The sequence below is a fragment of the Bacillus sp. N5-665 genome (genome assembly GCF_022637375.2).
Lineage (GTDB): Bacteria > Bacillota > Bacilli > Bacillales > Bacillaceae_G > Bacillus_A > Bacillus_A wiedmannii.
On record NZ_CP093325.1, the window covers coordinates 786305 to 810689 of the forward strand.

Consider the following 24385-nt stretch of genomic DNA (forward strand, 5'->3'; position numbering starts at 1 on the left):
AATGAAGAGAATTTTACTAGTAGAAGATGAAATAAGTATTGCAGAATTACAGCGAGATTATTTAGAAATTAGTGATTTTCAAGTCGATGTAGAGCATTCAGGAGAAATAGGTCTACAAATGGCTCTTCAGGAAGACTACGATTTAATTATTTTAGATATTATGCTTCCAAAAATGAATGGATTTGAAATTTGTAAGCAAATTCGAGCTATAAAAGATATTCCGATTTTACTTGTTTCAGCAAAGAAGGAAGATATAGATAAAATTCGCGGACTCGGTTTAGGAGCAGATGATTATATAACGAAACCGTTTAGCCCGAGTGAATTAGTCGCAAGGGTAAAAGCTCATATTTCTCGTTATGAAAGATTATCAGGAAATGTGAGTAAGCAACGCGATACGCTATACATTCACGGAATTTCTATTGACCAGCGAGCGAGAAAAGTTTGTATAAACAATGAAGAAATCGCGTTTACAACGAAGGAATTTGATTTATTAACATTCTTTGTAACGCATCCAAACCAAGTATTAAATAAAGAACAGTTATTTGAACGTATTTGGGGACTAGACTCAGCTGGCGATTTAGCCACTGTCGTTGTTCACATTAGAAAGCTACGTGAAAAAATTGAAAGAGATCCCGCCCACCCGCAATATATTGAAACAGTATGGGGAGCTGGTTATCGCTTTAACGTGTAATGTACCTGCCGAGTAATGGGCAGGTTTTTTATGTTATTTGAACGAAAAGGGAATAATAGGTAATTTATGTTAAAATATAAAGAGAGATAAAACACAGGAGAGCATGAGAGGGCGTGCTACATAACAAGGCTTTAAAGATTGGAACGAATATCGTACTTATTTTATTAATTATTGGTGCAATACAAATGTTTTATGATGAAGATTCTACGAATGATCATTTCGGTGGGTTATTTATGATGTTCTTTTTTGGAATTAAAATAATTTCTAGTTTTATGATAAGTTTAAAAGAAGGAGATCAAAAGGCAGTATTACTTGATGTAGGTTTAATGATTTTTTTGTTCTTCTTGTTGTTTCTAGTGTGAAATATTTCTTTTAAAAAAGCTCATAGTCTTATAGAGACTGTGAGCTTTCCTTAATAATAGCGGTACTAGTGTAACGATTTATAAAATGTTTGAGTAGTAGAAGTAAACTGAGCAGATTCTTCTAAAAAAGGATAATGGTTACTCTCCTCAAATGTCACAAAGATAGAATTACGTATACCCTCATGCATCTCGATAGAATATTGGATCGGGCACTGTACATCGTGTCTTCCGCAAATAATTAGCGTTTTTATGTTGATAGAAGGTAAGTACTTTCTTAAATCAAATGAAGGATATTCGTGAGAGAAAGCGTTCATCCGGCTAGCAGACATTGTTTTTTTGATTGGTTTACAAAAATAAGAGTTGTAGTTTTCAGGTTTATACAATGATAATTTTGTCCTCTTAGTAGATAGTTCTTTCCGTTCTTCACTTGTAAGGTGAGGGCTTTTTAAGTTTTCGACGAGCTGTTGCATATAATGAAACTGAGGATGTGCTGGGTGATAAATGCAAAATGGTGTTTCGGTATAATTACTTGCTGCAGCTCCGGCCACGACTAATGATTGTAAGGAATTTGGATATGTAATTGCATATAAAAGTCCAAGCATACCACCTGTTGAATGACCGGCGAAATGCCATGTTGGGAGTTGTAAAGCTTCTCGTATTGCTTCTAAGTCGTGAACTGTTTCAATCATACTTAATTCTTTTGCTGAATTGGCTTTTGCTGAGTTACCAGCATCTCTTAAATTAATGAGGAATACACGATGCGTAGAAGTGAAAACATCTGCAAAGTAATCACCAGTTTCATTAAATTGTGAATAGTGATGTGTAATGCAAAGCGGTTCGCCATTTCCTTTTGTAAAAAGTTCAAATGTGCCACGTTTCGTGTTGATTATTTGTTGTGTCCACATAATATCACGACCTTTTCTTATAAAAATTGGACCGGCTAATTCTTAAATAAAATATATCGGCGATTATTAGAATATATCAGCGAATCTAAAAATATATCGACTTACCGACAAAAGTCGTCAATAAATAAAAGGAGGCCATTAAAAAACGAGCCTCCTTTTCGTTTAGTACAAAGATTTTGTCATATTATTCCGAATAATTTCAAGGGATTTCGCTACAGTTAATGCATTCTTTTCTTCAATTTCTGGTTTACGGGGGATCGGTTTATACATGTTGTCTGGATCTTCCCATGTGAGGGGAAGTTCTGTTTCAGCTTGTCCTTTCCAAGCGTCAATCCATTCTGGAGGGAGATAACCTGAGATGTTTTGGATGTTGTTCATTTCGAGCCAAATAAGTGCCCAAGCTCTTGGGACGACGCGCCAGTGGTCATAGCCACCACCGCCGACAGCGATCCAGCGACCTTCGCAATATTCATTAGCGATTTCGCGAGCGAGCTTCGGTATTTCACGGTAAATATTCATCGTTGCGCAAAGGTGTGTAAGTGGGTCGTAATAATGTGCGTCAGCGCCGTTTTGCGTTAAAATAATATCCGGTTTAAAGTATGCGGCAACTTCTTTTACGACAGTACGATATGAATTTAAAAACGATTCGTCTTCTGTAAAGGCATCCAGTGGAACGTTAAAAGAATAACTATAGCCATTACCTTGTCCGCGCTCATTTACAGCGCCAGTTCCAGGGAATAAATAACGCCCAGTTTCATGTAGTGAAATGGTGCATACGTTAGGATCGTCGTAAAAAGACCACTGTACACCATCACCGTGATGAGCATCTGTATCAATATATAAAACACGTAAACCGTATTTTTTCTGTATATATTTCATTGCGATGGAACTATCGTTATAAATACAAAAGCCAGATGCCTTGCCGCGGAAGCCATGATGTAAGCCACCGCCTAAATTAAGTGCATGTTTTACTTTCCCGGAAAGAACAGCATCGACAGCTGTTAATGTTCCACCAACAAGTAATGCACTTGCCTCGTGCATATTTGGAAACATCGGTGTATCTTCTGTACCGAGTCCATATGTCATCGCAATTGATTTTTCTAACTTACCTTCTCCAGCACGTTTTACCGCATTTATGTACTCCTCTGTATGAACGTAGGCGATCTCTTCATCTGTAGCCATCCTTGGTGAGATGATTTGGGAAGGAGAGATGAAACCACCCTTTTGTAATAAGTCATACGTAAGTGTGACGCGAAGTTGGTTAAAAGGATGATCAGGGCTAAACGAATAGCCCCGAAAATCATCCGAATAAATAAACGCGCTACTCATGCTTGCATCCCCATAATGTTCGGCCATAATACGCGGTAGCCTTCTGCTTCAAGTGCATCAATCACTTTTAGCGGATTCATCGTTTGAATGCGGAAAACGAGTACTTTATCATTCTCATCTTTTGCTGGGTAGACGAGAACGCTCACGATATTTATTTGCAAATCACTAAAAATAGCAACGACTTTTCCAAGAATACCAGGTTCGTTTTTTACTTGAATTTCAATTTGTGAACTTGGTTGATGTGCTCCTGTTAATTTCACTAACGTGTGCAGTACAGTAGATTCAGAAATGATTCCAACTAGCTTGCCAGCCTTTGTAACAGGGAGACAGCCAATTTTATTTTCAAAAAATAAAGTAGCAATTTCTTCAACGAAATCGAGAGGATGGCAAGTCATAACAGGTTGTTTCATAATAAGGTCGAGCGGTTGTTTCAGCATAGCGAGTGGAACTTGTTCATCAAGAATTGATGGACTTGCATCTCTTACATCCCGATCAGAAATAATGCCTACCACATGATTATTTTGATCGACAATTGGAATGTGCCGAATGCCTTTCGTGCGTATCGTTCGGATTGCTGTTTCGATTGTATCGTTTGGGTGTAGTGTCACCACATCTTGATTCATAATTTCTTCTACAATCATTCCAGTTGCCCCCTTTATTTAGTACATAAAACGATTGTGAAAACGTAGACGATCAAATGCTTGAATAGACTCCGTATCAACGCGTTTACCGATGCGGACCATTAAACAGTTAGCGGGATGCGAGCAAATTTCAGGATCATCTGTAGCCATCCATTGTAAGCCACCAGCATTCATCATCTTTTCCATTACTTTTCGATATTCCCAAACATTTAAGCCTGTTTGTTTTAAATCCCAGTGCCAATAATATTCAGTCGTCAATATAATGTAATCTTCCATATGATCGTCCATCATTGAAACTTCTAATAAGTTCTTTCCGACAGAGCAACCGCGGAAGGTGGGGACAACTTCAATTGCCCCGAGTTCAATTAAGTTTTCAATCTTTCCTTCTGACCATCGTTCGAGTGGATCAGGATACAAGTATGTAACATATCCAACGATCGTTCGGTCATGTCTAGCAATAATGAGACGAGCTTCTGGTAATTTAGAAATTTCGACAATTGCTTTATATTGCTGCTCGGCAGGACGAAACGCAATTAAGTCTGGATGAAATTCATACATTTCTAAGTTATGTGTAGAGACAGGACCTTCAATAATTAAAGTGCCTTTCGCTGTTTTTAAGTTTCTGGCATTGTATATTTTTTTATGGATCAATGTATTGCTCACCACCTTGAGGGTTTGTGAATCTATTAATATCGTACTTTATAATATATGCGATGTGAATCGAATTTTGTCATTAAAAATTTGTCTAAAAATCAACAAATATACTGAAAATTTTAAATAATATCATTATAATAGATAATAGAATACATAGGAGGGGGATGTAAAGTATGAAAGTAGAAACGCTTCCTGTCATTAAAGGAGAAAATAATTTGCCGAATTATGATGAGGCATACGCGAATTTTAACTGGGAAGAGGTTAATAAAAATTTTACTTGGAATGAAACAGGTCGAGTAAATATGGCGTATGAGGCAATTGATAAGCATGCGAAATCCGATCGAAAGAATAAAGTAGCCCTTTATTATCAAGATGGATCGCGAAAAGAGAAATATACATTTAAGGAAATGAAGGATTTTTCTAATAAATCAGGAAACGTCCTGAAAAATTATGGCGATGTAGAAAAAGGCGATCGCGTTTTTATTTTTATGCCGCGTTCCCCAGAGTTATATTTTGCACTTTTAGGTGCAGTGAAATTGGGAGCAATCGTTGGTCCGCTATTTGAAGCATTTATGGAAGGCGCAGTTCGCGATCGTTTAGAAGATAGCGAAGCAAAAGTGTTAATTACAACACCTGAATTGTTAGAGCGAGTACCATTAAATGATTTACCTGCTTTAAAAACAGTATTCCTTGTTGGAGATAATGTAGAAGAAGGCGGTAAAACGGTAGCGTTCAATCCTTTATTTGAACAAGCTTCAAAAGAATTACATATTGAATGGCTAGGCCGTGAAGACGGTTTAATTCTACATTACACATCTGGTTCTACTGGGAAGCCAAAAGGTGTGCTACATGCGCAAAACGCAATGGTGCAGCACTATCAAACGGCGAAGTGGGTATTAGATTTAAAAGAGGACGATGTATATTGGTGCACAGCTGACCCAGGCTGGGTAACAGGAACGGCTTACGGTATTTTCGCGCCGTGGTTAGTCGGAGCATCAAATGTTATTTTAGGTGGCCGCTTTAGTCCAGAAGCGTGGTATGAAGCACTGCAAGATTACGGTGTAACAGTTTGGTACAGCGCGCCAACAGCATTCCGTATGTTAATGGGAGCTGGACAAGACGCAATTAAAAAATATGATTTATCACAAGTTCGTCACGTATTAAGCGTTGGTGAACCGTTAAATCCAGAAGTAATTCGCTGGGGTATGAATGCATTTGGACTTCGTATTCATGATACGTGGTGGATGACAGAAACAGGTGGACAAGTTATTTGTAACTATCCTTGTATGGAAATCCGTCCAGGTTCAATGGGTAAACCAATTCCAGGTGTGAAAGCAGCGATTGTTGATAATGAAGGAAATGAAGTGCCTCCATACACAATGGGCAACTTAGCAATTGGTAAAGGTTGGCCAGCTATGATGCGCGGGATTTGGAATAACAAGCAAAAATATGAGTCTTACTTTATGCCGGGAGATTGGTACGTATCAGGTGACTCTGCCTATATGGACGAGGATGGATACTTCTGGTTCCAAGGACGTATTGACGATGTTATTATGACGTCAGGTGAGCGCGTTGGTCCGTTTGAAGTAGAAAGCAAATTAATCGAGCATGCTGCTGTTGCAGAAGCTGGGGTAATTGGTATTCCTGATCCGGTGCGCGGCGAAATCATTAAAGCATTTATCGCGCTTCGAGCAGGATACGAACCATCTGATGAATTAAAAGAAGAAATTCGTCAATTTGTAAAGAAAGGCCTAGCAGCTCATGCAGCGCCAAGACAAATTGAATTTAGAGATAAATTACCGAAAACGAGAAGTGGTAAAATTATGCGCCGCGTATTAAAAGCGTGGGAGTTAAACTTACCAACAGGTGACTTATCAACGATGGAAGATTAAGAGAGGAAGGTCTGAACGAAATAACGTTCAGACCTTTTTTTATGTTATTGTAAACTTATATATATAAGTTAAAGGGGGTAATAAAATGAAAACAGAAAAAGAAAAGATGATACTAGGAGAAATGTACATACCAGCTGATCCAGTTTTAGTTCAAGAGAGGGAGCAGGCTCGTATATTAACGAGAAAATTAAATGAAACACCAGAAGTACAATTAAAAGAGCGTAGCGAAATCGTAAAAGAACTATTCGGAACGACTGGAGATAACATTCATCTTGAATCTTCTTTCAGGTGTGATTACGGCTATAACATTCACGTGGGCGAAAATTTTTACGCGAACTTTGACTGTACAATTTTAGATGTATGTCCAGTAACAATCGGAGTGAACTGTATGTTAGCTCCAGGTGTTCACATTTATACAGCAACACATCCGCTTGATCCAGTAGAGCGCATAAGCGGATCAGAATATGGAAAACCAGTTACAATTGGTGATAACGTATGGATTGGCGGAAGAGCGATTATTAATCCTGGTGTCACAATTGGAGACAACGCGGTGATCGCATCTGGCGCCGTTGTAACGAAAGATGTGCCGGACAATGTAGTAGTCGGCGGAAATCCTGCAAAGATTATTAAAAAAATAAAATAATATTTGAACGAAGTGCCTTCCTCGTCTGTATACATTTATGAAAGAATAGATGAGGGAGGCTTTTTTATGTCTAATAAATTACTTCTTGCTTTTGCTTTAATTGGAATTATCGTTGTATTTTCTTGTGGTCTGTTATTACCGATGCCAATTGGCTTTAAAGTTTCAATGATTACAGTTGGGATTATAATGATTGTTATTTTTTCAATCATTATTCCGTTGGATAAGAAGTATATTGTACGAAAAAATGGAAATAAAATTGATTTTACAAAAACAAAAATATATTTTCGTTGGAATGTATTTGATACAATTTCGGTCTGTCTTGCAGTGTATGCATGTATATGTGTGCTGGCGTTAAATATTTTCGTTTTTAGTGGATTTACGATTCAAAACCCATATGTTCAATTTTTTACGCATCAGTCACAAGCATGGGTCATTGTCGCAAGTGCATATTTAATTTCCCGTATTTCATTAACGTTAAAAGGAATAAAGGAGATCAAAAAAAATGGCGCAGATTGGGATTGAGGAGGAGCTCATGCTTGCGTACCAAAGTGGGGATAAGGAGGCTGGGGAAAAACTATATGTTTTAATTAAACCAGCGCTATATACATTTTTGTATCGCTTTAACCGAGATGAACAGTTAAGTATCGACCTTGTGCAAGATACATTTTTGACGTTAGAGCGTAAGAAACATATGTATGAACTTGAGAAAGGAAAAATAAAAACGTATTTATTTCAAATTGGTTATCGTCTTATGATTAATAAATTAAATAGAAGAAAAAAGTGGCGTACGCTTTTGCCATTTTTAGTGCCAATTCAAGAGGTAGAGTTTTCACAAGAAGACCGTCTTACTGTAAGGGACGCAATTTTGAAAGTTCCTGAAGACCAGCGAGCTGTCCTCATCCTTTTTTATTATCATGATATGCAGCAAAAAGAAATTGCAGAGATATTAAACATTCCGATTGGAACAGTGAAGTCGAGACTGCATAACGGGATAAAGAAATTGAAACAATTGCTGGAGGTGGATGAAATTGAGCGAAAATCCCTTTAAGAGTGAATATAAATTAAAACAACATTTAGATAGTGACCATGTAGAAATACCGGATTTTCCAAAAACGGTAAGTCGCTTCGACCGATTCATTGGCTTTCTTGGTTCTCCAGCGAAAGATCCTGTGGAGGCGACGATTGGGAATGATTTATCTGTTGTGTTTCACGTATCGTTATTAGTTGGGGTTCCAATTCTTTCTCTTATTACGATACTCTTTGCGACGTTGTAAAGGATTGGCAAGGAGAGAACACCTACCTCTATTTGACATGCCTATATAAATGATGGTATAAAGAAAAGTATATGAATAATTGAGCGTGGAAAGGGAGAAGTAGTGATCATTTCCCTGTTTTAGAGAGCTGATGGCCGGTGAAAATCAGCACATAGATGATCGCGAATTACGCCCCTAGAGCATCTTTTTTCGATTGAATTGTATTCAAAAGGGAAAAGACGGTGCTAAGCCGTTATGTAAATAAGGTGGTAGGCTTTTTTGGCCTGCAACTAGGGTGGTAACGCGATAATCAAAATCGTCCCTTATTTCAAGGGGCGATTTTTTTATGTTTTCAACCTTCACGCCAGTAATGAACTTAAAGGAGAGTATGTAGGATATGGGTATTTTACAAGATCTTGAATTTCGCGGTTTAATTAATCAGCAAACAGATGCTGAGGGACTTGAGCAATTATTAGAAAAAGAAAGCGTTAAATTATACTGTGGTTTCGACCCGACAGCGGATAGCTTACACATCGGTCATATGTTACCAGTATTAATGTTACGTCGTTTCCAATTAGCTGGTCACCAACCAATCGCACTTGTTGGCGGTGGTACTGGTATGATCGGTGATCCAAGTGGTAAAAAAGCAGAGCGTACATTAAATACGAAAGATACAGTTGCTTACTACACAGAAAGCATTAAAAACCAACTTTCAAACTTCTTAGAGTTCGAAAACGTGGACAACCCAGCAACGATGGCTAATAACTATGATTGGCTTGGTAACTTAGATGTAATTTCATTCTTACGCGATATCGGTAAAAACTTCGGTTTAAACTATATGTTAGCAAAAGATACAGTAGCATCTCGTTTAGATACTGGTATTTCATTCACTGAGTTTAGTTACATGATTTTACAATCATACGACTTCTTAAACTTATACCAAAACCATAATTGCCGCTTGCAAATCGGTGGTAGTGATCAATGGGGTAACATTACAGCTGGTCTTGAATTAATCCGTAAATCAGAAGAAGATGCGAAAGCATTCGGTTTAACAATTCCGCTAGTTACAAAATCTGACGGTACGAAGTTTGGTAAAACAGAGGGCGGCGCAATTTGGTTAGACCCAGAGAAAACAACTCCTTACGAGTTCTACCAATTCTGGATTAATACAGATGACCGTGATGTTGTAAAATACTTAAAATACTTCACATTCTTATCTCATGAAGAAATTCTTGAGCTTGAAAAGCAAGTAGCTGAAGCGCCAGAAAAACGTGCAGCACAAAAAGCATTAGGTTCTGAAATGACAAAACTTGTTCACGGCGAAGAAGCATTAGAGCAAGCGATTAAAATCTCAGCTGCATTATTCAGCGGTTCTGTAGCAGAACTGACTGCAAGCGAAATCGAACAAGGATTCAAAGACGTACCATCTGTAGAACGTACTGCAGAAGATACAGTATTAATCGACTTACTTGTAGAAAGCAAAATCTCTCCATCAAAACGTCAAGCACGTGAAGATGTAACGAACGGCGCAATCTACGTAAACGGTGAGCGTACACAAGCATTAGACTACGTTGTAACAGAAAACGACCGCATCGAAGGTAAATTTACAATCATTCGCCGCGGTAAAAAGAAATATTTCTTAATTCGTTACTAATCAGAAACGAATATAAAACAAATAGTACCCCGGATTGTAGGCTGAAAAGTCTATGATTCGGGGTTTTTATGTATAAATTTAGATTGCCTTACGAGTTCTTGTAAATAGAATATGAAGAATTAATACGAGCATATAAAGTAAACTAATAAGCATAACAACAAATGCTGTTGGATGAAATTTTGCCGCATATATAAAGAAATCGATTTGATAAATATCTTGGTAATTTGAAACGGTACCTTTAAAGTAATTCGTAAACTTAGCGCTATATTTCCATTCATCAGGATCATCTATCAAATTACTCCCTTGATACCAATTAATAAGCGCGGAAGTAATAAATAACATACATGCACTACCTAATTGAACCATTTGGTTTATTGTCAAAATGAATCAACCTCCTATTTAATGGTTATTATAGCGTGCATTCGTATTCTTGTAACCTTTTTGTTGTAATCTCCTTTTCGAGTTCATACGAAAATCACATGTAAGCGGTATGATAAATGTATAACAACTAGAAAGGAGTGGTAAAACAAAATGTCACTAGAAGCGCTCATTATTTTTTCTTTGCTAAACGCGGGTCAGCTTGCAGAGAATTCGAAGGTGGATATACATAAAGAGCAGAAAGATGCTTATGTATATGTTCAGAAAGAGGAAAATAAATAACTTTAATATATATAAATAAAAGCTACTCGAAGTAACTGTTTAGTTGTCTTCGGTAGCTTTTTACATTATGAATAAATAGGAATTAATTCTCGCTTGAAATCTTCGTACATTTCAAAGGAAATTTTCATGATTTCTTTGAGTTCTTCATAACTGTGGAAACCTGGACGGAGCACTTTTTCAGTATCATTGGATAATACGTCTACAAACATAGCCCAAGATGTTCCAGTTCTAACTTCACCAGTGTGCCATGCTTCCCAAATAAATTCAACGAGCCCATATTTTAAGCTGATATTGAATCTGAAAGTATAGAAATCCTTGTTCTTTACTTCACCAACAATAAAAAAGTTTTCTTTTTTCATAAAACGAGCTTTATAGCCAAGAGACTCGAATACTTCAATTACTTTTTCGTTTTCATGGTTTTCAAATGTATTTTCCCTATCAGAAAACTTTTCTGATAGGGCTTTATATCTCTTAATAAAATCAATTTTTGCAAGACTGGCTTGTATTTCAGGTTTTAATGAATAAGGCAAAAGTTATTCCTCCTAAAATATTAAGTCTATCCTTATTTTTGGGTCATTACTTCATATATCTTTAAGGTGAAATCATGAATAAATAGGAATTAATTCTCGCTTAAAATCTTCGTACATTTCAAAGGCAATTTTCATGATTTCTTTGAGTTCATTGTAACTGTGGAAATATAGCACGGGTACTTTTTCCGTGTCATTTGATAACAATCTTATAAATATGTCCCAAGGGTCTCCAGCTCTAACTTCACCATTATGCCATGCTTCCCAAATCAATTCAGCAACACCATATTTTAAGCTGATGTTGAATCTAAAGGTGTAGACATCTTTGTTTTTTACTTCTCCTACAATAAAAAAGTCTTCTTTTTTATTGTAACGAGCTTTATAGCCAAGAGACTCGAATACTTCAATAGCTTTTTGATTTTCATAGTTTTCAAATGTATTTGTTCTATCGGGAAATTTTTCTGATAAGGATTTATATCTTTCTACAAAATCAATTTTCTCAAGTACCTCTTTTATTTCAAGTTCTAAATCATATGCCATCAATTATTCCTCCCTAAACCTAATCTCAATAGCATATTTACCTTTCATTTCTTTCAAATACGTCTCAAAATTTTTCCTGAATTTGTTTCTTTTTTCGTACGTGAAATTGAAGTCTTTGCAAATGTATAATCCGCTTGATACAGTTCATTTTGAAGTATCTTAGTTATAATATTTTCACCAGTAAAATCAAATATGCCTTTTCCATGATATTTGATTTGAAACAAAGGAAAAGCTAACGTAAACGTTAGTTTAAATATCAATCAGGTGTTACATCGAGTACATCCCTAAATAGAATGTCATCAACAGTTACATCGGGACCAAATAGTGCGACATCGTCTGCAAATTTTATTCCTTCTATTTTTCGGCTACTATCTGTGTAACCAATTCTTTCATATCCGCTTGCTTTTAGAGTTGTTTCAATAACTGATATTAATTGAGATTGCAATCTATTATATTCTTGCTCTGAATCTCCAGTTAAAGTAGGCATCATGCCATTGACATCTTTATTTACAATTTCAAAGGAATTAAGGATAGAATATACATTAGCTAGTTTAGAAATGATAAGATATGTAGTATATTCAACTTCAAACTCACCTTTTACATAACTTGGTAAAGTAATATACCAATCATTTGAAGGAAATACTATGTCGCTATCTCCTTTAATTTTAATATTATTTTTATTACAAAAATCAATTATTTGTTTAGGGAGAGTTAGTTTGATAGAAGACTTTTGTAGATATTCTTCTATATTTTTTTCAACGTAGTATTTTCTTTTTACTTCTTCAATTTTTTTATTTAACATTTATGTCATGCCCTCCTGACTTATCTGGTCCTTTAGTTCCTTTCAAATCAAAATCAATTTCACCTAAATGTTTACCTCTTTTATTGAGTTCTTCAAATCTTCCATGTTGAGTATCTACTGAGTAATGTTTTTTAGTTTTAGGGTCAGTATAAATAGTTCGTCCTTTATTCTTTTTTTCTAATGATTTATTTCTTTCCCATCCATTGTTTTTTGCGATTTCTTCCGCTTTCTTATTTACTTTGGGAATACGTTCTTCCTTAGGTAACTTGCTAATTCCTTTTTCAAAATCAGCTGCAATTCTACTAGAAGATTGGAATTTTTGAAGAGTATCAATACTATTTTGAATCGTATTATACCATACAAATGTACCATGTGTAGCAACACCTGCTCCAGCGGTTGTAAGAACTAAATCAGCTGGGATAACAATTGGTGATGCTGCCCCGAAAGTTACTCCTTCTAACAATACGGTTCCAACATTTGATCCTGTTACAATGGCTATACCGCCCAAAATTTCAAAAATAGATCCTACCCCTGATACAAAATTCCCCACAAGATTTCCGGCTTGAAAGGTTGTTTTGTTTTCTAATTCATTGCCCATTGGTAATTCCACGCCTGTAAAGTTTTCAGCAGCTGAATTACAAATTCCTTGGAAGAATTCCCAAGCGCCAATAGCTGTTTTTTGGTACCACGGTCTATTAGCTTCTTGTTCCTGCAAAGCCATTTTTTCTTCAATTTCTTTTTTTATTTCGGCTTCTTGAACTCTTTCCTCTGCAATTTTTTGAATAGAGGCTATCCATTCCATATTCAACCTTTGTGTACTAAATGTACCACTTACCGGACTAAAACCTTTCCCGCTTTGGACTTCCGCTAAACCCATAGCAATACTAGCTGCTAGTTGAAGGGCCGTGCTGTAGTTATTACTGGATGTATAATCGAATTCATGTAGACGCTCTAGTTTTTCATCAAGCTTTTTTCTCATCGTAATTAAAACAGCCACAATTGAGTCTACTCCAGGCATTGGTGTAAGTACCTCTATTGCTTCTATACTTGCAATGGTTTGATTGATTTCTTGGATTTGTTCTCTTATTTCTTGTTCGATAACATCTGTAGAAGCTACCTGTGATTGAAAGTCTCTTGGAAAAGCATCATTTTGACGGATTAATTCTTCGCATAAGTAAATGATTCCTTGTGCTAACGGACGAAAGGTTTGTAAGAAATATGCTTTTGCACTACTATATGTTTGTCCTTGTAGAACAGTATCCAATGCAAAAGCGTCAATAGAATGAATAATTTGTTCCATTCCTTGAATAGTAGCGTTACAGAAAGCATTCATACTTTCTGTTTGAGCTTGTACTTCACCGAGATACATATTTAAAGACATGAACTTTCCCTCCCCTTACAAGAAAATAATACCAATTTAAGGGAATTGTTGTAAATGTAATGTTCTGATTATTGAGCTGAAAAGTTGCTTGTTCATTAAGTTTTTTAATCTTATTCGGATGCTCTGGTGATGAAGAGGTTTTTAAGGTTGAATGTAAATAGAAAAAGGGAAGGTATAGATTATATACAAATAAATACGTTGTAAAAATCATGTTAACGAAAGGAGAGTATAGCAAAGAAAAATGAGTTATGGGGGAGAATATAGTATTTTTAAGTGTTAGAAGAAGGGGGAGGTTTTTATTAATGTGGATAAAAAATTGATGAAATTCTAGAGAGAGGGTTAATTTTTATTAACTATAGACTTGCAGTTCTTTTTTATTTTGTTACATTGTTCTGTTTCTATACATATACCGGCTATATTCAATAAAAAAAGCCCAGGCCCCTTGATAAACAAGGTTCCTAAGGCTTTTAATACTACTCTTTTCAGAGTACCGAGATTAACGAGAGTAGAACTCTACGATTAATGCTTCGTTGATTTCAGCTGCTAACTCAGAACGCTCAGCGTGACGAGTGTAAGTAGCTTCTAATTTATCAGCATCGAAAGTTAAGTATTCTGGTACGAAGTTGTTAACTTCGATCGCTTCTTTAACAACAACAAGGCTGTTAGATTTTTCGCGAACGCTGATTGTTTGACCAGGTTTTACACGGTAAGATGGGATATCTACGCGAGATCCATCAACTGTGATGTGGCCGTGGTTTACTAATTGGCGAGCTGCACGACGAGTGCGAGCTAAGCCCATACGGTAAACTAGGTTGTCAAGACGAGCTTCAAGAAGGATCATGAAGTTTTCGCCGTGCTTACCAGGCATTTTACCTGCTTGGTCAAATGTGCGACGGAATTGACGCTCAGTCATGCCGTACATGTGACGAAGTTTTTGTTTCTCTTGTAATTGTAAACCGTATTCTGAAAGTTTCTTACGTTGGTTAGGACCGTGAGGACCTGGTGCGTAAGGGCGTTTTTCTAATTCTTTTCCTGTGCCGCTTAGAGAGATTCCAAGACGACGAGACAGTTTCCAAGCTGGACCTGTATAACGAGCCATAGTTGACTCCTCCTTTAAAAATGTTTTTATTTACGTAAAATAAAAACAGACGTAATCGATATTTACGGGCATTTTGTTTTCATGTACCTTCGCTCCAGCAGCAGGGAGTTACGAGATACACCTCCGTAGAGGAACAAAATACAAACGATAAACTCACATTACAAGGCTGCCTTTTTATTTTACACAAACGCTATTATATCTTTTACCTAGAGTTTCGTCAAGCGGGTACGTTTTTGTTTTATGCATATAAATTTTGGAAATTAATAAGAAGGAATTTAAAACGATATACAAGAATTGATAGAAACACAAATAAAACGCTTACATAAAATGTGGTAAAAAATGTTCATTAATTTTTTGTTGATGAATATGCGGTATAAAAACATAAAAGGGGATGTTTTTATGAAAAAGAAGCATATGGAGACAGCGTTAATTCATCACGGTTATACATCTGAGGAACATAAAGGAAGTTTAACACCACCGCTATTTCAAACGTCTACATTTACATTTGAGACTGCGCAGCAAGGAGAGGCGAGTTTTGCGGGAGTGGATCCATCTTATATTTACTCAAGACTTGGAAATCCAACTGTAAAATTATTTGAAGAACGTATGGCGGTGTTAGAAGGAGGAGAAGAAGCACTTGCTTTCGGATCCGGTATGGCAGCCATTTCCGCAACGTTAATTGGTTTTTTAAAAGCTGGAGATCATATTATTTGTTCAAATGGATTATACGGGTGCACGTACGGTTTTTTAGAAGTGTTAGAAGAGAAATTTATGATTACGCATTCGTTTTGTGATATGGAGACAGAGGCTGATATTGAAAATAAGATTCGCCCAAATACAAAGCTTATTTTCGTTGAAACACCGATTAATCCAACGATGAAATTAATCGATTTAAAACAAGTGATTCGGGTTGCGAAGCGAAATGGCTTACTTGTTATTGTTGATAATACGTTTTGTTCACCTTATTTACAAAGACCGCTTGAACTTGGCTGTGACGCGGTTGTTCATAGTGCGACAAAATATATTGGCGGTCATGGTGATGTTGTGGCGGGTGTAACGATTTGTAAAACGAAAGCGTTAGCTGAAAAAATTCGCCCGATGCGAAAAGATATCGGTGGTATTATGGCGCCGTTTGATGCATGGTTATTGTTACGCGGATTAAAGACGTTAGCGGTAAGAATGGACCGCCATTGTGATAATGCCGAAAAAATTGTATCGTTTCTGAAAAATCATGATGCAGTAGAGGGCGTTTGGTATCCAGAAGGTGAGTTAGCATCTCGCCAAATGAAACGGGGCGGCGGTGTGATTTCTTTTTCAGTAAAAGGCGGAAAAGAAGAGACGCAAGCGTTTATCAATGACCTTCATTTTATTACAATTGCCGTAAGTTTAGGAGATACAGAAACGTTAATTCAGCATCCGGCAACGATGACGCACGCTGCGATTCCAGCTGAGCTAAGACAAGAAATGGGTATTTACGATAATTTAATACGTTTATCTGTCGGTTTAGAATCATGGGAGGATATCGTTTCTGATTTAGAACAGGCACTAAAGAAAATATCTACTGTTAGTAATCAATAAAAAAGAGTGAGCTATCGGTTTCGTACGTGATGTACGCAATCGATAACTCGCTCTTTTCTTTTTTAAATATGTTTTAGGAGTGTTTCCACAAACTTTTCTAAATAGCGCTGATCCACTTCGTCAAAACGATTTTTTTCAGGGCTATCGATATCAAGTACACCAATAACAGTTCCTTCTTTCACAATCGGTACGACGATTTCTGAATTAGAAGCACTATCGCAAGCGATATGTCCTGGGAATTGGTGAACGTCTGCTACAAGCTGCGTTGTTTTCGTTTCAGCTGCAACGCCGCAAACGCCTCGTCCAAATGGAATGCGCACGCAAGCAGGCATTCCTTGGAAAGGTCCAAGAACAAGCTGATTTCCTTCTGTTACATAAAAGCCAACCCAATTCACACGATCTAAAAATTGATTTAATAATGCGGACGCATTTGATAAGTTTGCGACTACGTTCGGTTCGCCAGTTAATAATGCATCCAGTTGTTTAATTACTGTCTCGTATTGTTCTTCACGAGAACCTGCATAACTTTCTTTTGTAAACATGGAAACAACTCCCTTTTTATCGAGATGTGTAAAATATTAGCAAAATACGATGTATTTCACATGACTTTGTCGATAGAAAATTAAAGGAATTTGTCTTAAAAGTCAAGAAATTTAAACTATAGCTGTTCAGTGAGAGGAAGTGAGCGCATGAAACAGACGAAACAAAAAGTAATTGATGCGGCAATATCGTTGTTTAACACGAAAGGTTATGATGGAACGTCGGTGCGAGAAATTGCAAAGCGAGCGGATGTGAATGTAGCGAATATTTCATATTATTTTGCTGGAAAGCAAGGTTTATTAGAACAGCTTATTACTGACTTTTTAGAAGGATATATTCATGTGATTGAAACGTCCTTTGAACAGAGAGAATATTTGTCGGCTAAAGATATGATGGTGCAAATGGTGCGTGGGATTTTACGATATCAATTTGAAAATAGGGAATTGACACGTTTTTTTTACCGAGAGCTTTCGCTTGATACGACATTAATTCGCGAAGTGATGACCATTTACTTTTCTAAAGAAAGATATTATATAGAGCAAATTATAAAGCATGGACAAATGAAGCAAGAATTTAAAAAGGTATCTTTTACAATGTTTATGACGCAATTAAAAGGCATGATGAATATGCCGTTTTTATATCCGCAATATATATCAGAAGTGCTGCATTCTTTTCCGTCTGAGACATTTTTCATAGAAATGTACACGAAAGAAATTGAACAATGGATGGAACACACATTATGTATAACGAATATATACTATGAATTACCAAGAGCTGTTCATATGTGAAGAATCCCCACCTAACGAACTGAGGTGGGGATTTTTGTGCTTTCTTTCCTTTGCCATACATTGTTGCATAATAGCGCGATAATTGTTAATGAGGCTCCGGCAATTTCAATTTTGTCGACTGTATAACCTCGAAAGATGGAACCGATAAGTGCAAGTACAGGAACTAAATTCATAAATAATATGCCGTTAATAGATGAAATATAGCGATTTCCTGTGTTCCAGCAAAATACAGCGATAACACCTGCAACAATCGACATATACAAGAGTTCAAAACGAACGCTCATAATTGTACGAAGTGACGGCATAGTAACGATGTTTGTGTAAGTGAAGAAAGTGACGATAACGATGAGTGAAACCGAGCCGAATAAACAAGTTAACGTCGTATATCGAAGTGGTGACCAAGATTGAAAACGAGCACCACCGTTCGTATAAATGACCCAGCAAGTAACGCCGCATAGCATAAGTATATTTGTTGAGAGGTGACTGGCAGCTCCAAATAAAAAGTGAATATTTCCTTTTGAAATGACAAGCATAACACCGAGCAATGCAACGAACATACAAAGGAATGTGTAGTTTTGTGGGCGTTTGTTTTTTGTTATCCACTGCAATAATAAAGCGATGAGCGGCATAAGAGATTGAATCATCGCAGCATGAATGGCCCCAGAAGGCCCGGCAAGTTGTTGGCCGTAAAAAATGAGAAAACCATATCCAGCGAAACCGACTGTTCCGTAAAAGAATAACGAAAGTGTTCTTTTTTCTAAGTGGAGTGAAGTTTTTCCTTCAGTAATGAATAGCAAAATAAGAAAAATAATAGCTGCTGATCCGTATCGGATAGTTGTGAAGAAGAACGGATCGATAAACTGCAGAGCATTTGCCATGACAGGAAACATAAATCCCCAAGCCGTTACGGCAAGTAAGCATAGGAGGGATCCGAGTAGCATTTGTTTTTTGTCCAAGAGTATCTTTCCCCTTTTCATTTCGTTATAGTAAGTTGATGAAATAAGTATAAAGAGTAATTGTTTATAGAGGGAAATATCGATTTTTTATGACAGTTATAACTTTTTGTTAGAGGTGTGTACGATGGATTTGGAAGCAGTACGATCGTTTATTGAAGTGAAGAATACGCGAAGTTTATCAAAGGCGAGTAAGCTTTTACATATTTCTCAACCGGCGCTTAGTAAGCAAATTCAAAGGTTAGAAGCGGATTTAGAGGTTACTTTACTGAAGCGTTCCGCGCAAGGAGTGGAATTAACAGAAGCTGGAGAGTTATTTATAACAAGAATGTTACCGATTTTGGAACACATCCATGAAGTGAAAGCCGAAATGAAGAATTTTCAAGAGAAGCGGAAAATTTCTATAGGCATATTGCCAAGTTTAGCAGCGCATTATATATCAAAATGTAAAGATGTATTAGGTGAAGGATTCGAAGTAGAATGGAAAATTGAGCATACGAAAGTACTAATGGGACTCTTTAAAGAGCGGAAGATTGAAGCGATGTTCGTCGATTCAGTAGTAGAAGACGCTACGTGTATAAAAGAAATGCGAGAAGAAAAAATTGTTTGTGTAGTTTCAAGTGATCATCTTTATAAAGAGAAAATAGTAATCCGAATGGAAGATTTGCAAAATGAAAAGTTAATCGTATATCCAGAAATTTGTGATGTAAGGAAAATGATTACGAATATGTTTCAAGGGATAGGGGCGAAACCAATCATTGCATTTGAAACTTCTTATGCAGAACCGATGCTTGCAATGGTCGGAGCTGGACTTGGTATTACGTTACTTCCAGAAATCGCAGTAGAGCAAGCGGTAAAGCAAGGAAATGTGCATGCGATTTCAATTGAGCCACCACTTGTGCGCAAAATTTATTTCGTATCTCATATGAAAGAGAACCTGTTATTACAATCATTTGATGATGGGAGATAATCCAAACAGAAGATTGAGAAAGATTACAATTGCATTGAAAGAAACATGAAATTTTAAAAAAAACTAGGTCAAAAACACGCCATTACATGGTATGATTAGTACATTGTTAGTTGTTAAATATAGGGGGATTCCCTTTTTATACATAATGCCTTCCATTTCATAAACGGAACGGACAAAAAAAGAGATATAACTAGGAGGCTTTTTTGCATGGATTCTATCCTGACGATCGTTATCATTGTAGTAAGCTCTATTCTAGTGCTGCTCATGATAGAGCTTGTGATAAGAAATCGTTCATATAAAGATATTGAAGCACTGGAGCAGTGGAAACAAGAGATAAAAGATAAGCCTGTGGCAGATGAACTAAAACGGGTGAAAGACTTAAATATGACAGGTCAAACAGAAGAACTGTTTGGTAAATGGCGTGAAGAATGGGATGAGATTGTATCAACAACCCTTCCGAAAGCAGACAAAGATTTAGCGCAAGCGCGAAAATTCGCCTCGCAATTCTCCTTCCGAAAAGCAAAGCATGCGATGAATGAATCCATAAGTGGTTTAGATGACGCTGATAATCGTATTACAGACATTTTAAATGAATTACAGCAATTGTTAGAAAGCCATGAAAAAAATAGCTCGGAAATTGAAGGGTTACGTGATACATATCGTAGTATGAAGAAGAGTGTTCTTGCTCATAGACATATGTATGGAGCAGCAGAGCAGAAAATCGAAGAGATGCTAGATGCTGAATCTAATAAGTTTAAAAGCTTTGAAGAGGCAACAGATAATGGCGACTACTTAAAGGCGAGAGAAATTGTCATTAGTTTAGAAGAAGGTTTAGCAAACTTAGAAATCATTATTCATCAAATTCCAGATTTATTGGTAGAGTGTCAAGCGACGTTACCAGTTCAGCTGGAAGATTTATTACACGGACATAATGACATGGTAAGACAAGGTTATGTATTAGAGTATTTGGAAGTCCCTAAAGAAGTTCGTGATATGACGACACAACTACAAACATGTTTAATGGATATACAGGAGCTTCATATAACGGAAGCAGCTGAAAAAGTAGAAAACTTAAAAACGCGTTTAGATGGCTTCTATGATCAATTAGAACAAGAAGTACATGCGAGACATTATGTGGAGCAAAAAACACTTTCTGTTTATGAAGACTTAGAAGAAATTCGCATTGAAACGATTGAAACAAAAGCAGAAACACAACTTGTGAAACAAAGTTATCAGTTACAAGATAAGGACATTGAGTCTCAAAAAGTAATTGAAAAGCAAATGCACATTTTAATGAAACGTTTTGAAATGCTGCAATTACGCGTTGCGGAACAAGATATTGCCTTCTCTATTATTCGTGAGGAACTAGAAGAGGTTTATGAGCAATGTGAAACGTTAAAAGTACTTCATGCAGAATATAAAGAAATGTTGCAAACGATGCGTAAAGAAGAATTTGAAGCGCGTGAGAAGTTACAAGAAATGCGAAATATCATTTTTGAAACGAAACGTTTTATGAAAAAGTCGAATTTGCCAGGTCTTCCAGAAAGCATTATGGAAGATTTAAAAAGAGGACAAATGGCAATGCAAGCTGTATATGAACAGTTAGAAGTGAAACCGTTAAATATGAACGCTGTAAATAGCAGTTTAGAAGAAGCGTACACAACTGTTAATGGTGTAGCTGAAATGACAGAAGAGTTAATTGGACAAGCGTATTTAGTTGAAAAATTAATTCAATACGGTAATCGTTACCGCAGTCATGATGAGAACCTTGCAGAGAGCTTAAATTATGCGGAGAAATTATTCCGTGAATATCAATACGATGCAGCTTTAGAACAAGCGGCTTCTGTACTAGAGCAACTTGAACCTGGCGTTGTTCAAAAAATAGCTGAATATGTAGACAATGAACAAACCCTTTCATAAGGGTTTGTTTTTTTGTGTAATTTTGCAGGCGATGTTGCTATAATGAATAGCGGAATACAGCAAGGTTATTCGTTTCAAAATAAAGTGAAACTGTAATCAGTGGGGGATCTCACTAATTATTATTATTCACTAATCGGGATAAAACGGAACCTTTGCGTAGTCTTAGCGTAATGACAAGTATTTATGATATGATTATATGATGTGATAGCGCTGAAAGGGGAAGAACGATGATCTATTTTGATAATAGTGCGACGACGAAGCCATATCCAGAAGCCCTTCAATCGTACGTGACGGTTGCTGGGAAATATTTTGGTAATCCTTCTTCTATTCATTCGCTTGGAGGAGAGGCAGAGCGTCTATTAACACAATCAAGAACGATTGCAGCGCAGCTTCTTCACGTTAAACCTTCTGAGATTATTTTCACATCAGGTGGAACGGAAGGGAATAACCTTGCGATTAAAGGAATAGCGATGAGGAATCGTTCGCGCGGTAAACATATCATTACAACAAATATTGAACACGCGTCTGTGTTTGAAGCATATAAACAATTAGAAGATCTCGGTTTTGATGTAACATATTTACCGGTTAATGAGCATGGTGTTGTATCGGTAGAGGATGTAAAACGAGCACTTCGTGAAGATACGATTCTTGTGTCAATTATTCACGTGAACAACGAGACTGGAGCAATTCAGCCTGTTGCTGAAATTGGAACGTTATTATCGAACTATCCGAAAATAAGATTCCATGTGGACCATGTACAAGGGATAGGAAAAGTACCGCTTGATTTATATGCTTCTCATATTGATCTTTGCTCAATATCTGGACATAAATTCCACAGTGTAAAAGGAACGGGTCTTCTTTATGTACGTGATGGCGTAAGGTTAGATCCAATTTTATCAGGTGGTCAACAAGAGCTTAAGTATCGCTCTGGTACAGAAAACTTACCTGGCATTGTAGCGATGGTGAAAGCACTTCGCATGACAATGGAACAAGTGAAAGAAAAGATAGCTCATTTGCACAATTTACAAACAGAGCTTGTCCGTTTCTTGAAAGAGATGGAAGATGTAACAATCAATACGTCGCTTGCATATGCAGCACCGCACATTTTAAATGTATCATTTGTTGGTTTAAAACCAGAAGTGGTCGTTCATGCTTTAGAAGAGCACGGTGTATATGTATCGACGAAGTCTGCTTGTTCTTCAAAAGCAAATGAAGTGAGCAGAGTGTTAGTGTCAATGGGAGTACCCCATGCCGCTGCTGCAAGTGCTATTCGTATTAGTTTGGCACCAGAAAACACGATGGAAGAAGTAAAACAATTTGAAGGTATTGTGAAAGAGACGATGCCAAAATTATATGAAGTGATGAGGTAAAGAAATATGATGACATATGAATATATTTTAGTTCGTTATGGAGAGATGACGACTAAAGGTAAGAACCGTTCTAAATTTGTAAGCACATTAAAAGATAACGTAAAGTTCAAACTGAAAAAGTTCCCAAATATTAAAATCGATGCAACACATGATCGTATGTACATCCAATTAAATGGCGAAGACCATGAAGCAATTTCTGAAAGATTGAAAGATGTATTTGGTATTCATAAGTTTAACTTAGCGATGAAAGTACCATCAGAATTAGAAGATATTAAAAAAGGTGCATTAGCAGCTTTCTTACAAGTAAAAGGCGATGTGAAAACATTTAAAATTACAGTGCACCGTTCTGATAAGCGCTTCCCAATGAAGACGATGGAGTTACTTCCAGAAATCGGTGGGCACATTTTAGAAAATACAGAGGATATCACAGTAGATGTTCATAATCCAGATGTGAATGTACGTATAGAAATTCGCAGTGGTTACAGCTATATTATGTGTGGTGAGCACATGGGAGCTGGTGGTTTACCAGTTGGCGTTGGCGGAAAAGTAATGGTACTTCTTTCTGGTGGTATCGATAGCCCAGTAGCAACGTACTTAACGATGAAACGCGGCGTGTCTGTGGAAGCAGTTCATTTCCATAGCCCACCTTTCACAAGCGAGCGCGCAAAACAAAAAGTAATCGATTTAGCACAAGAGTTAACGAAGTACTGTAAACGTGTAACGCTTCACCTTGTTCCATTTACAGAAGTGCAAAAAACGATTAATAAAGAAATTCCATCTAGCTATTCAATGACAGTTATGCGCCGTATGATGATGCGTATTACAGAGCGTATTGCAGAGGAACGTAATGCACTTGCAATCACGACTGGTGAAAGTCTTGGACAAGTAGCAAGCCAAACGTTAGATAGTATGCATACAATTAACGAAGTAACAAACTATCCGGTTATTCGTCCACTTATTACGATGGATAAATTAGAAATTATTAAAATTGCTGAAGAAATCGGCACATATGATATTTCAATTCGTCCGTACGAAGATTGCTGTACAGTATTCACACCAGCAAGCCCAGCGACGAAGCCGAAGCGTGAAAAAGCGAATCGTTTTGAAGCGAAATACGATTTCACACCATTAATCGATGAAGCTGTAGCGAACAAAGAAACAATGGTATTACAAACGGTAGAAGTAGTGGCGGAAGAAGAAAAATTCGAAGAACTTTTCTAAAACCATAAATTA

The 24385-nt window shown here is 36.8% G+C and carries 27 protein-coding genes and 1 other annotated feature; of the genes, 15 read left to right on the top strand and 12 right to left on the bottom strand.

Translation table 11 applies throughout. The annotated features are described in order from the left end of the window. Position 1: 1 nt before the first annotated feature. On the top strand, positions 2-691 hold the full coding sequence (locus MNO09_RS06460; RefSeq protein WP_000821763.1) for a response regulator transcription factor: 690 nt from the start codon (positions 2-4) through the stop codon (positions 689-691). A 113-nt stretch (positions 692-804) separates the two neighbouring features. After that, positions 805-1053 (top strand): hypothetical protein, encoded by a 249-nt coding sequence (locus MNO09_RS06465; RefSeq protein ID WP_002096278.1) that lies wholly within the window; start codon positions 805-807, stop codon positions 1051-1053. A 65-nt stretch (positions 1054-1118) separates the two neighbouring features. Here the strand turns inward: MNO09_RS06465 and MNO09_RS06470 are convergent, their stop codons facing one another. The 4 genes from MNO09_RS06470 to acuA form a co-directional block, all read right to left on the bottom strand. After that, the gene (locus MNO09_RS06470; RefSeq protein ID WP_097860441.1) at positions 1119-1979 is read right to left on the bottom strand and encodes an alpha/beta fold hydrolase; all 861 of its coding nucleotides are present in this window, start codon (positions 1977-1979) and stop codon (positions 1119-1121) included. Between the two features lie 141 nt (positions 1980-2120). Beyond that, positions 2121-3287 (bottom strand): acetoin utilization protein AcuC, encoded by a 1167-nt coding sequence (gene acuC, locus MNO09_RS06475; protein ID WP_000092827.1) that lies wholly within the window; start codon positions 3285-3287, stop codon positions 2121-2123. Then, a complete protein-coding gene (locus tag MNO09_RS06480; RefSeq protein ID WP_000634565.1) occupies positions 3284-3928 on the bottom strand; it encodes an acetoin utilization AcuB family protein in 645 nt (214 codons plus the stop codon). Before MNO09_RS06480 ends, acuC begins: the two co-directional genes overlap by 4 nt. 18 nt (positions 3929-3946) lie before the next feature. Continuing rightward, positions 3947-4579 carry an acetoin utilization protein acetyltransferase AcuA gene (gene acuA / locus MNO09_RS06485; RefSeq protein WP_000581390.1) on the bottom strand — a complete coding sequence of 211 codons (633 nt, stop codon included), beginning with the start codon at positions 4577-4579 and terminating at the stop codon, positions 3947-3949. A gap of 176 nt (positions 4580-4755) precedes the next feature. On the opposite strand from acuA, the gene acsA reads away from it, so the two are divergent. The 6 genes from acsA (at position 4756) to tyrS (ending at position 10024) form a co-directional block, all read left to right on the top strand. Then, positions 4756-6474, top strand: a complete 1719-nt coding sequence (gene acsA / locus MNO09_RS06490) for an acetate--CoA ligase (RefSeq protein ID WP_088107404.1) — start codon at positions 4756-4758, stop codon at positions 6472-6474. Between the two features lie 85 nt (positions 6475-6559). Continuing rightward, positions 6560-7117 carry a maltose acetyltransferase domain-containing protein gene (locus MNO09_RS06495; RefSeq protein ID WP_000845594.1) on the top strand — a complete coding sequence of 186 codons (558 nt, stop codon included), beginning with the start codon at positions 6560-6562 and terminating at the stop codon, positions 7115-7117. Positions 7118-7183: 66 nt separating this feature from the next. Next, positions 7184-7639: a hypothetical protein gene (locus MNO09_RS06500; protein ID WP_000066430.1), complete on the top strand. Its 456-nt coding sequence runs from the start codon at positions 7184-7186 to the stop codon at positions 7637-7639. Further along, positions 7620-8165: an RNA polymerase sigma factor gene (locus tag MNO09_RS06505; RefSeq protein ID WP_000057177.1), complete on the top strand. Its 546-nt coding sequence runs from the start codon at positions 7620-7622 to the stop codon at positions 8163-8165. The genes MNO09_RS06500 and MNO09_RS06505 overlap by 20 nt, the downstream gene beginning before the upstream one ends. Next, positions 8146-8391 carry a hypothetical protein gene (locus MNO09_RS06510; RefSeq protein WP_001293777.1) on the top strand — a complete coding sequence of 82 codons (246 nt, stop codon included), beginning with the start codon at positions 8146-8148 and terminating at the stop codon, positions 8389-8391. The genes MNO09_RS06505 and MNO09_RS06510 overlap by 20 nt, the downstream gene beginning before the upstream one ends. A 77-nt stretch (positions 8392-8468) precedes the next feature. Further along, positions 8469-8697, top strand: a binding site (T-box leader). A gap of 70 nt (positions 8698-8767) precedes the next feature. Continuing rightward, entirely contained in the window at positions 8768-10024 is a 1257-nt protein-coding gene (gene tyrS, locus MNO09_RS06515) for a tyrosine--tRNA ligase (protein ID WP_000512075.1), read from the top strand. A 78-nt stretch (positions 10025-10102) separates the two neighbouring features. Here the strand turns inward: tyrS and MNO09_RS06520 are convergent, their stop codons facing one another. Then, positions 10103-10405, bottom strand: a complete 303-nt coding sequence (locus MNO09_RS06520) for a YjdJ family protein (protein ID WP_000154636.1) — start codon at positions 10403-10405, stop codon at positions 10103-10105. A 150-nt stretch (positions 10406-10555) separates the two neighbouring features. Between MNO09_RS06520 and MNO09_RS06525 the strand changes: the two genes are divergently transcribed. Beyond that, positions 10556-10684: a hypothetical protein gene (locus tag MNO09_RS06525; protein ID WP_000050940.1), complete on the top strand. Its 129-nt coding sequence runs from the start codon at positions 10556-10558 to the stop codon at positions 10682-10684. Positions 10685-10749: 65 nt separating this feature from the next. Here MNO09_RS06525 and MNO09_RS06530 read toward each other — a convergent pair whose 3' ends face one another. The 5 genes from MNO09_RS06530 to rpsD all read right to left on the bottom strand — a co-directional run bounded on the left by MNO09_RS06530 (position 10750) and on the right by rpsD (position 15033). Beyond that, a complete protein-coding gene (locus tag MNO09_RS06530; RefSeq protein ID WP_001147017.1) occupies positions 10750-11214 on the bottom strand; it encodes a hypothetical protein in 465 nt (154 codons plus the stop codon). 72 nt (positions 11215-11286) lie between these two features. Further along, on the bottom strand, positions 11287-11751 hold the full coding sequence (locus MNO09_RS06535) for a hypothetical protein (RefSeq protein WP_000312812.1): 465 nt from the start codon (positions 11749-11751) through the stop codon (positions 11287-11289). Positions 11752-12007: 256 nt separating this feature from the next. Continuing rightward, positions 12008-12553, bottom strand: a complete 546-nt coding sequence (locus tag MNO09_RS06540; RefSeq protein WP_088107403.1) for a hypothetical protein — start codon at positions 12551-12553, stop codon at positions 12008-12010. Continuing rightward, positions 12543-13934 (bottom strand): T7SS effector LXG polymorphic toxin, encoded by a 1392-nt coding sequence (locus tag MNO09_RS06545; RefSeq protein ID WP_002096281.1) that lies wholly within the window; start codon positions 13932-13934, stop codon positions 12543-12545. Before MNO09_RS06545 ends, MNO09_RS06540 begins: the two co-directional genes overlap by 11 nt. A gap of 496 nt (positions 13935-14430) precedes the next feature. Then, on the bottom strand, positions 14431-15033 hold the full coding sequence (gene rpsD, locus MNO09_RS06550) for a 30S ribosomal protein S4 (RefSeq protein WP_000135322.1): 603 nt from the start codon (positions 15031-15033) through the stop codon (positions 14431-14433). 399 nt (positions 15034-15432) lie between these two features. Between rpsD and megL the strand changes: the two genes are divergently transcribed. Then, positions 15433-16611 carry a methionine gamma-lyase gene (gene megL / locus MNO09_RS06555; protein ID WP_000726585.1) on the top strand — a complete coding sequence of 393 codons (1179 nt, stop codon included), beginning with the start codon at positions 15433-15435 and terminating at the stop codon, positions 16609-16611. 62 nt (positions 16612-16673) lie between these two features. On the opposite strand, the gene msrC is transcribed toward megL, so the two are convergent. Continuing rightward, a complete protein-coding gene (msrC, locus tag MNO09_RS06560; protein ID WP_000494320.1) occupies positions 16674-17153 on the bottom strand; it encodes a free L-methionine (R)-S-oxide reductase MsrC in 480 nt (159 codons plus the stop codon). A gap of 147 nt (positions 17154-17300) precedes the next feature. On the opposite strand from msrC, the gene refZ reads away from it, so the two are divergent. Next, entirely contained in the window at positions 17301-17939 is a 639-nt protein-coding gene (gene refZ, locus MNO09_RS06565) for a forespore capture DNA-binding protein RefZ (protein ID WP_000814940.1), read from the top strand. Between the two features lie 11 nt (positions 17940-17950). On the opposite strand, the gene MNO09_RS06570 is transcribed toward refZ, so the two are convergent. Further along, complete coding sequence (locus MNO09_RS06570; RefSeq protein ID WP_000358804.1) at positions 17951-18895, bottom strand: DMT family transporter; 945 nt, start codon at positions 18893-18895, stop codon at positions 17951-17953. Positions 18896-19019: 124 nt separating this feature from the next. Between MNO09_RS06570 and MNO09_RS06575 the strand changes: the two genes are divergently transcribed. The 4 genes from MNO09_RS06575 to thiI all read left to right on the top strand — a co-directional run bounded on the left by MNO09_RS06575 (position 19020) and on the right by thiI (position 24373). Then, positions 19020-19862, top strand: a complete 843-nt coding sequence (locus MNO09_RS06575; protein ID WP_000362566.1) for a LysR family transcriptional regulator — start codon at positions 19020-19022, stop codon at positions 19860-19862. A gap of 207 nt (positions 19863-20069) precedes the next feature. Continuing rightward, entirely contained in the window at positions 20070-21782 is a 1713-nt protein-coding gene (gene ezrA, locus MNO09_RS06580; protein ID WP_000377307.1) for a septation ring formation regulator EzrA, read from the top strand. 227 nt (positions 21783-22009) lie between these two features. Continuing rightward, complete coding sequence (locus MNO09_RS06585; RefSeq protein WP_000638959.1) at positions 22010-23152, top strand: cysteine desulfurase family protein; 1143 nt, start codon at positions 22010-22012, stop codon at positions 23150-23152. Between the two features lie 6 nt (positions 23153-23158). After that, complete coding sequence (gene thiI / locus MNO09_RS06590; protein WP_000989277.1) at positions 23159-24373, top strand: tRNA uracil 4-sulfurtransferase ThiI; 1215 nt, start codon at positions 23159-23161, stop codon at positions 24371-24373. Positions 24374-24385: the final 12 nt, after the last annotated feature.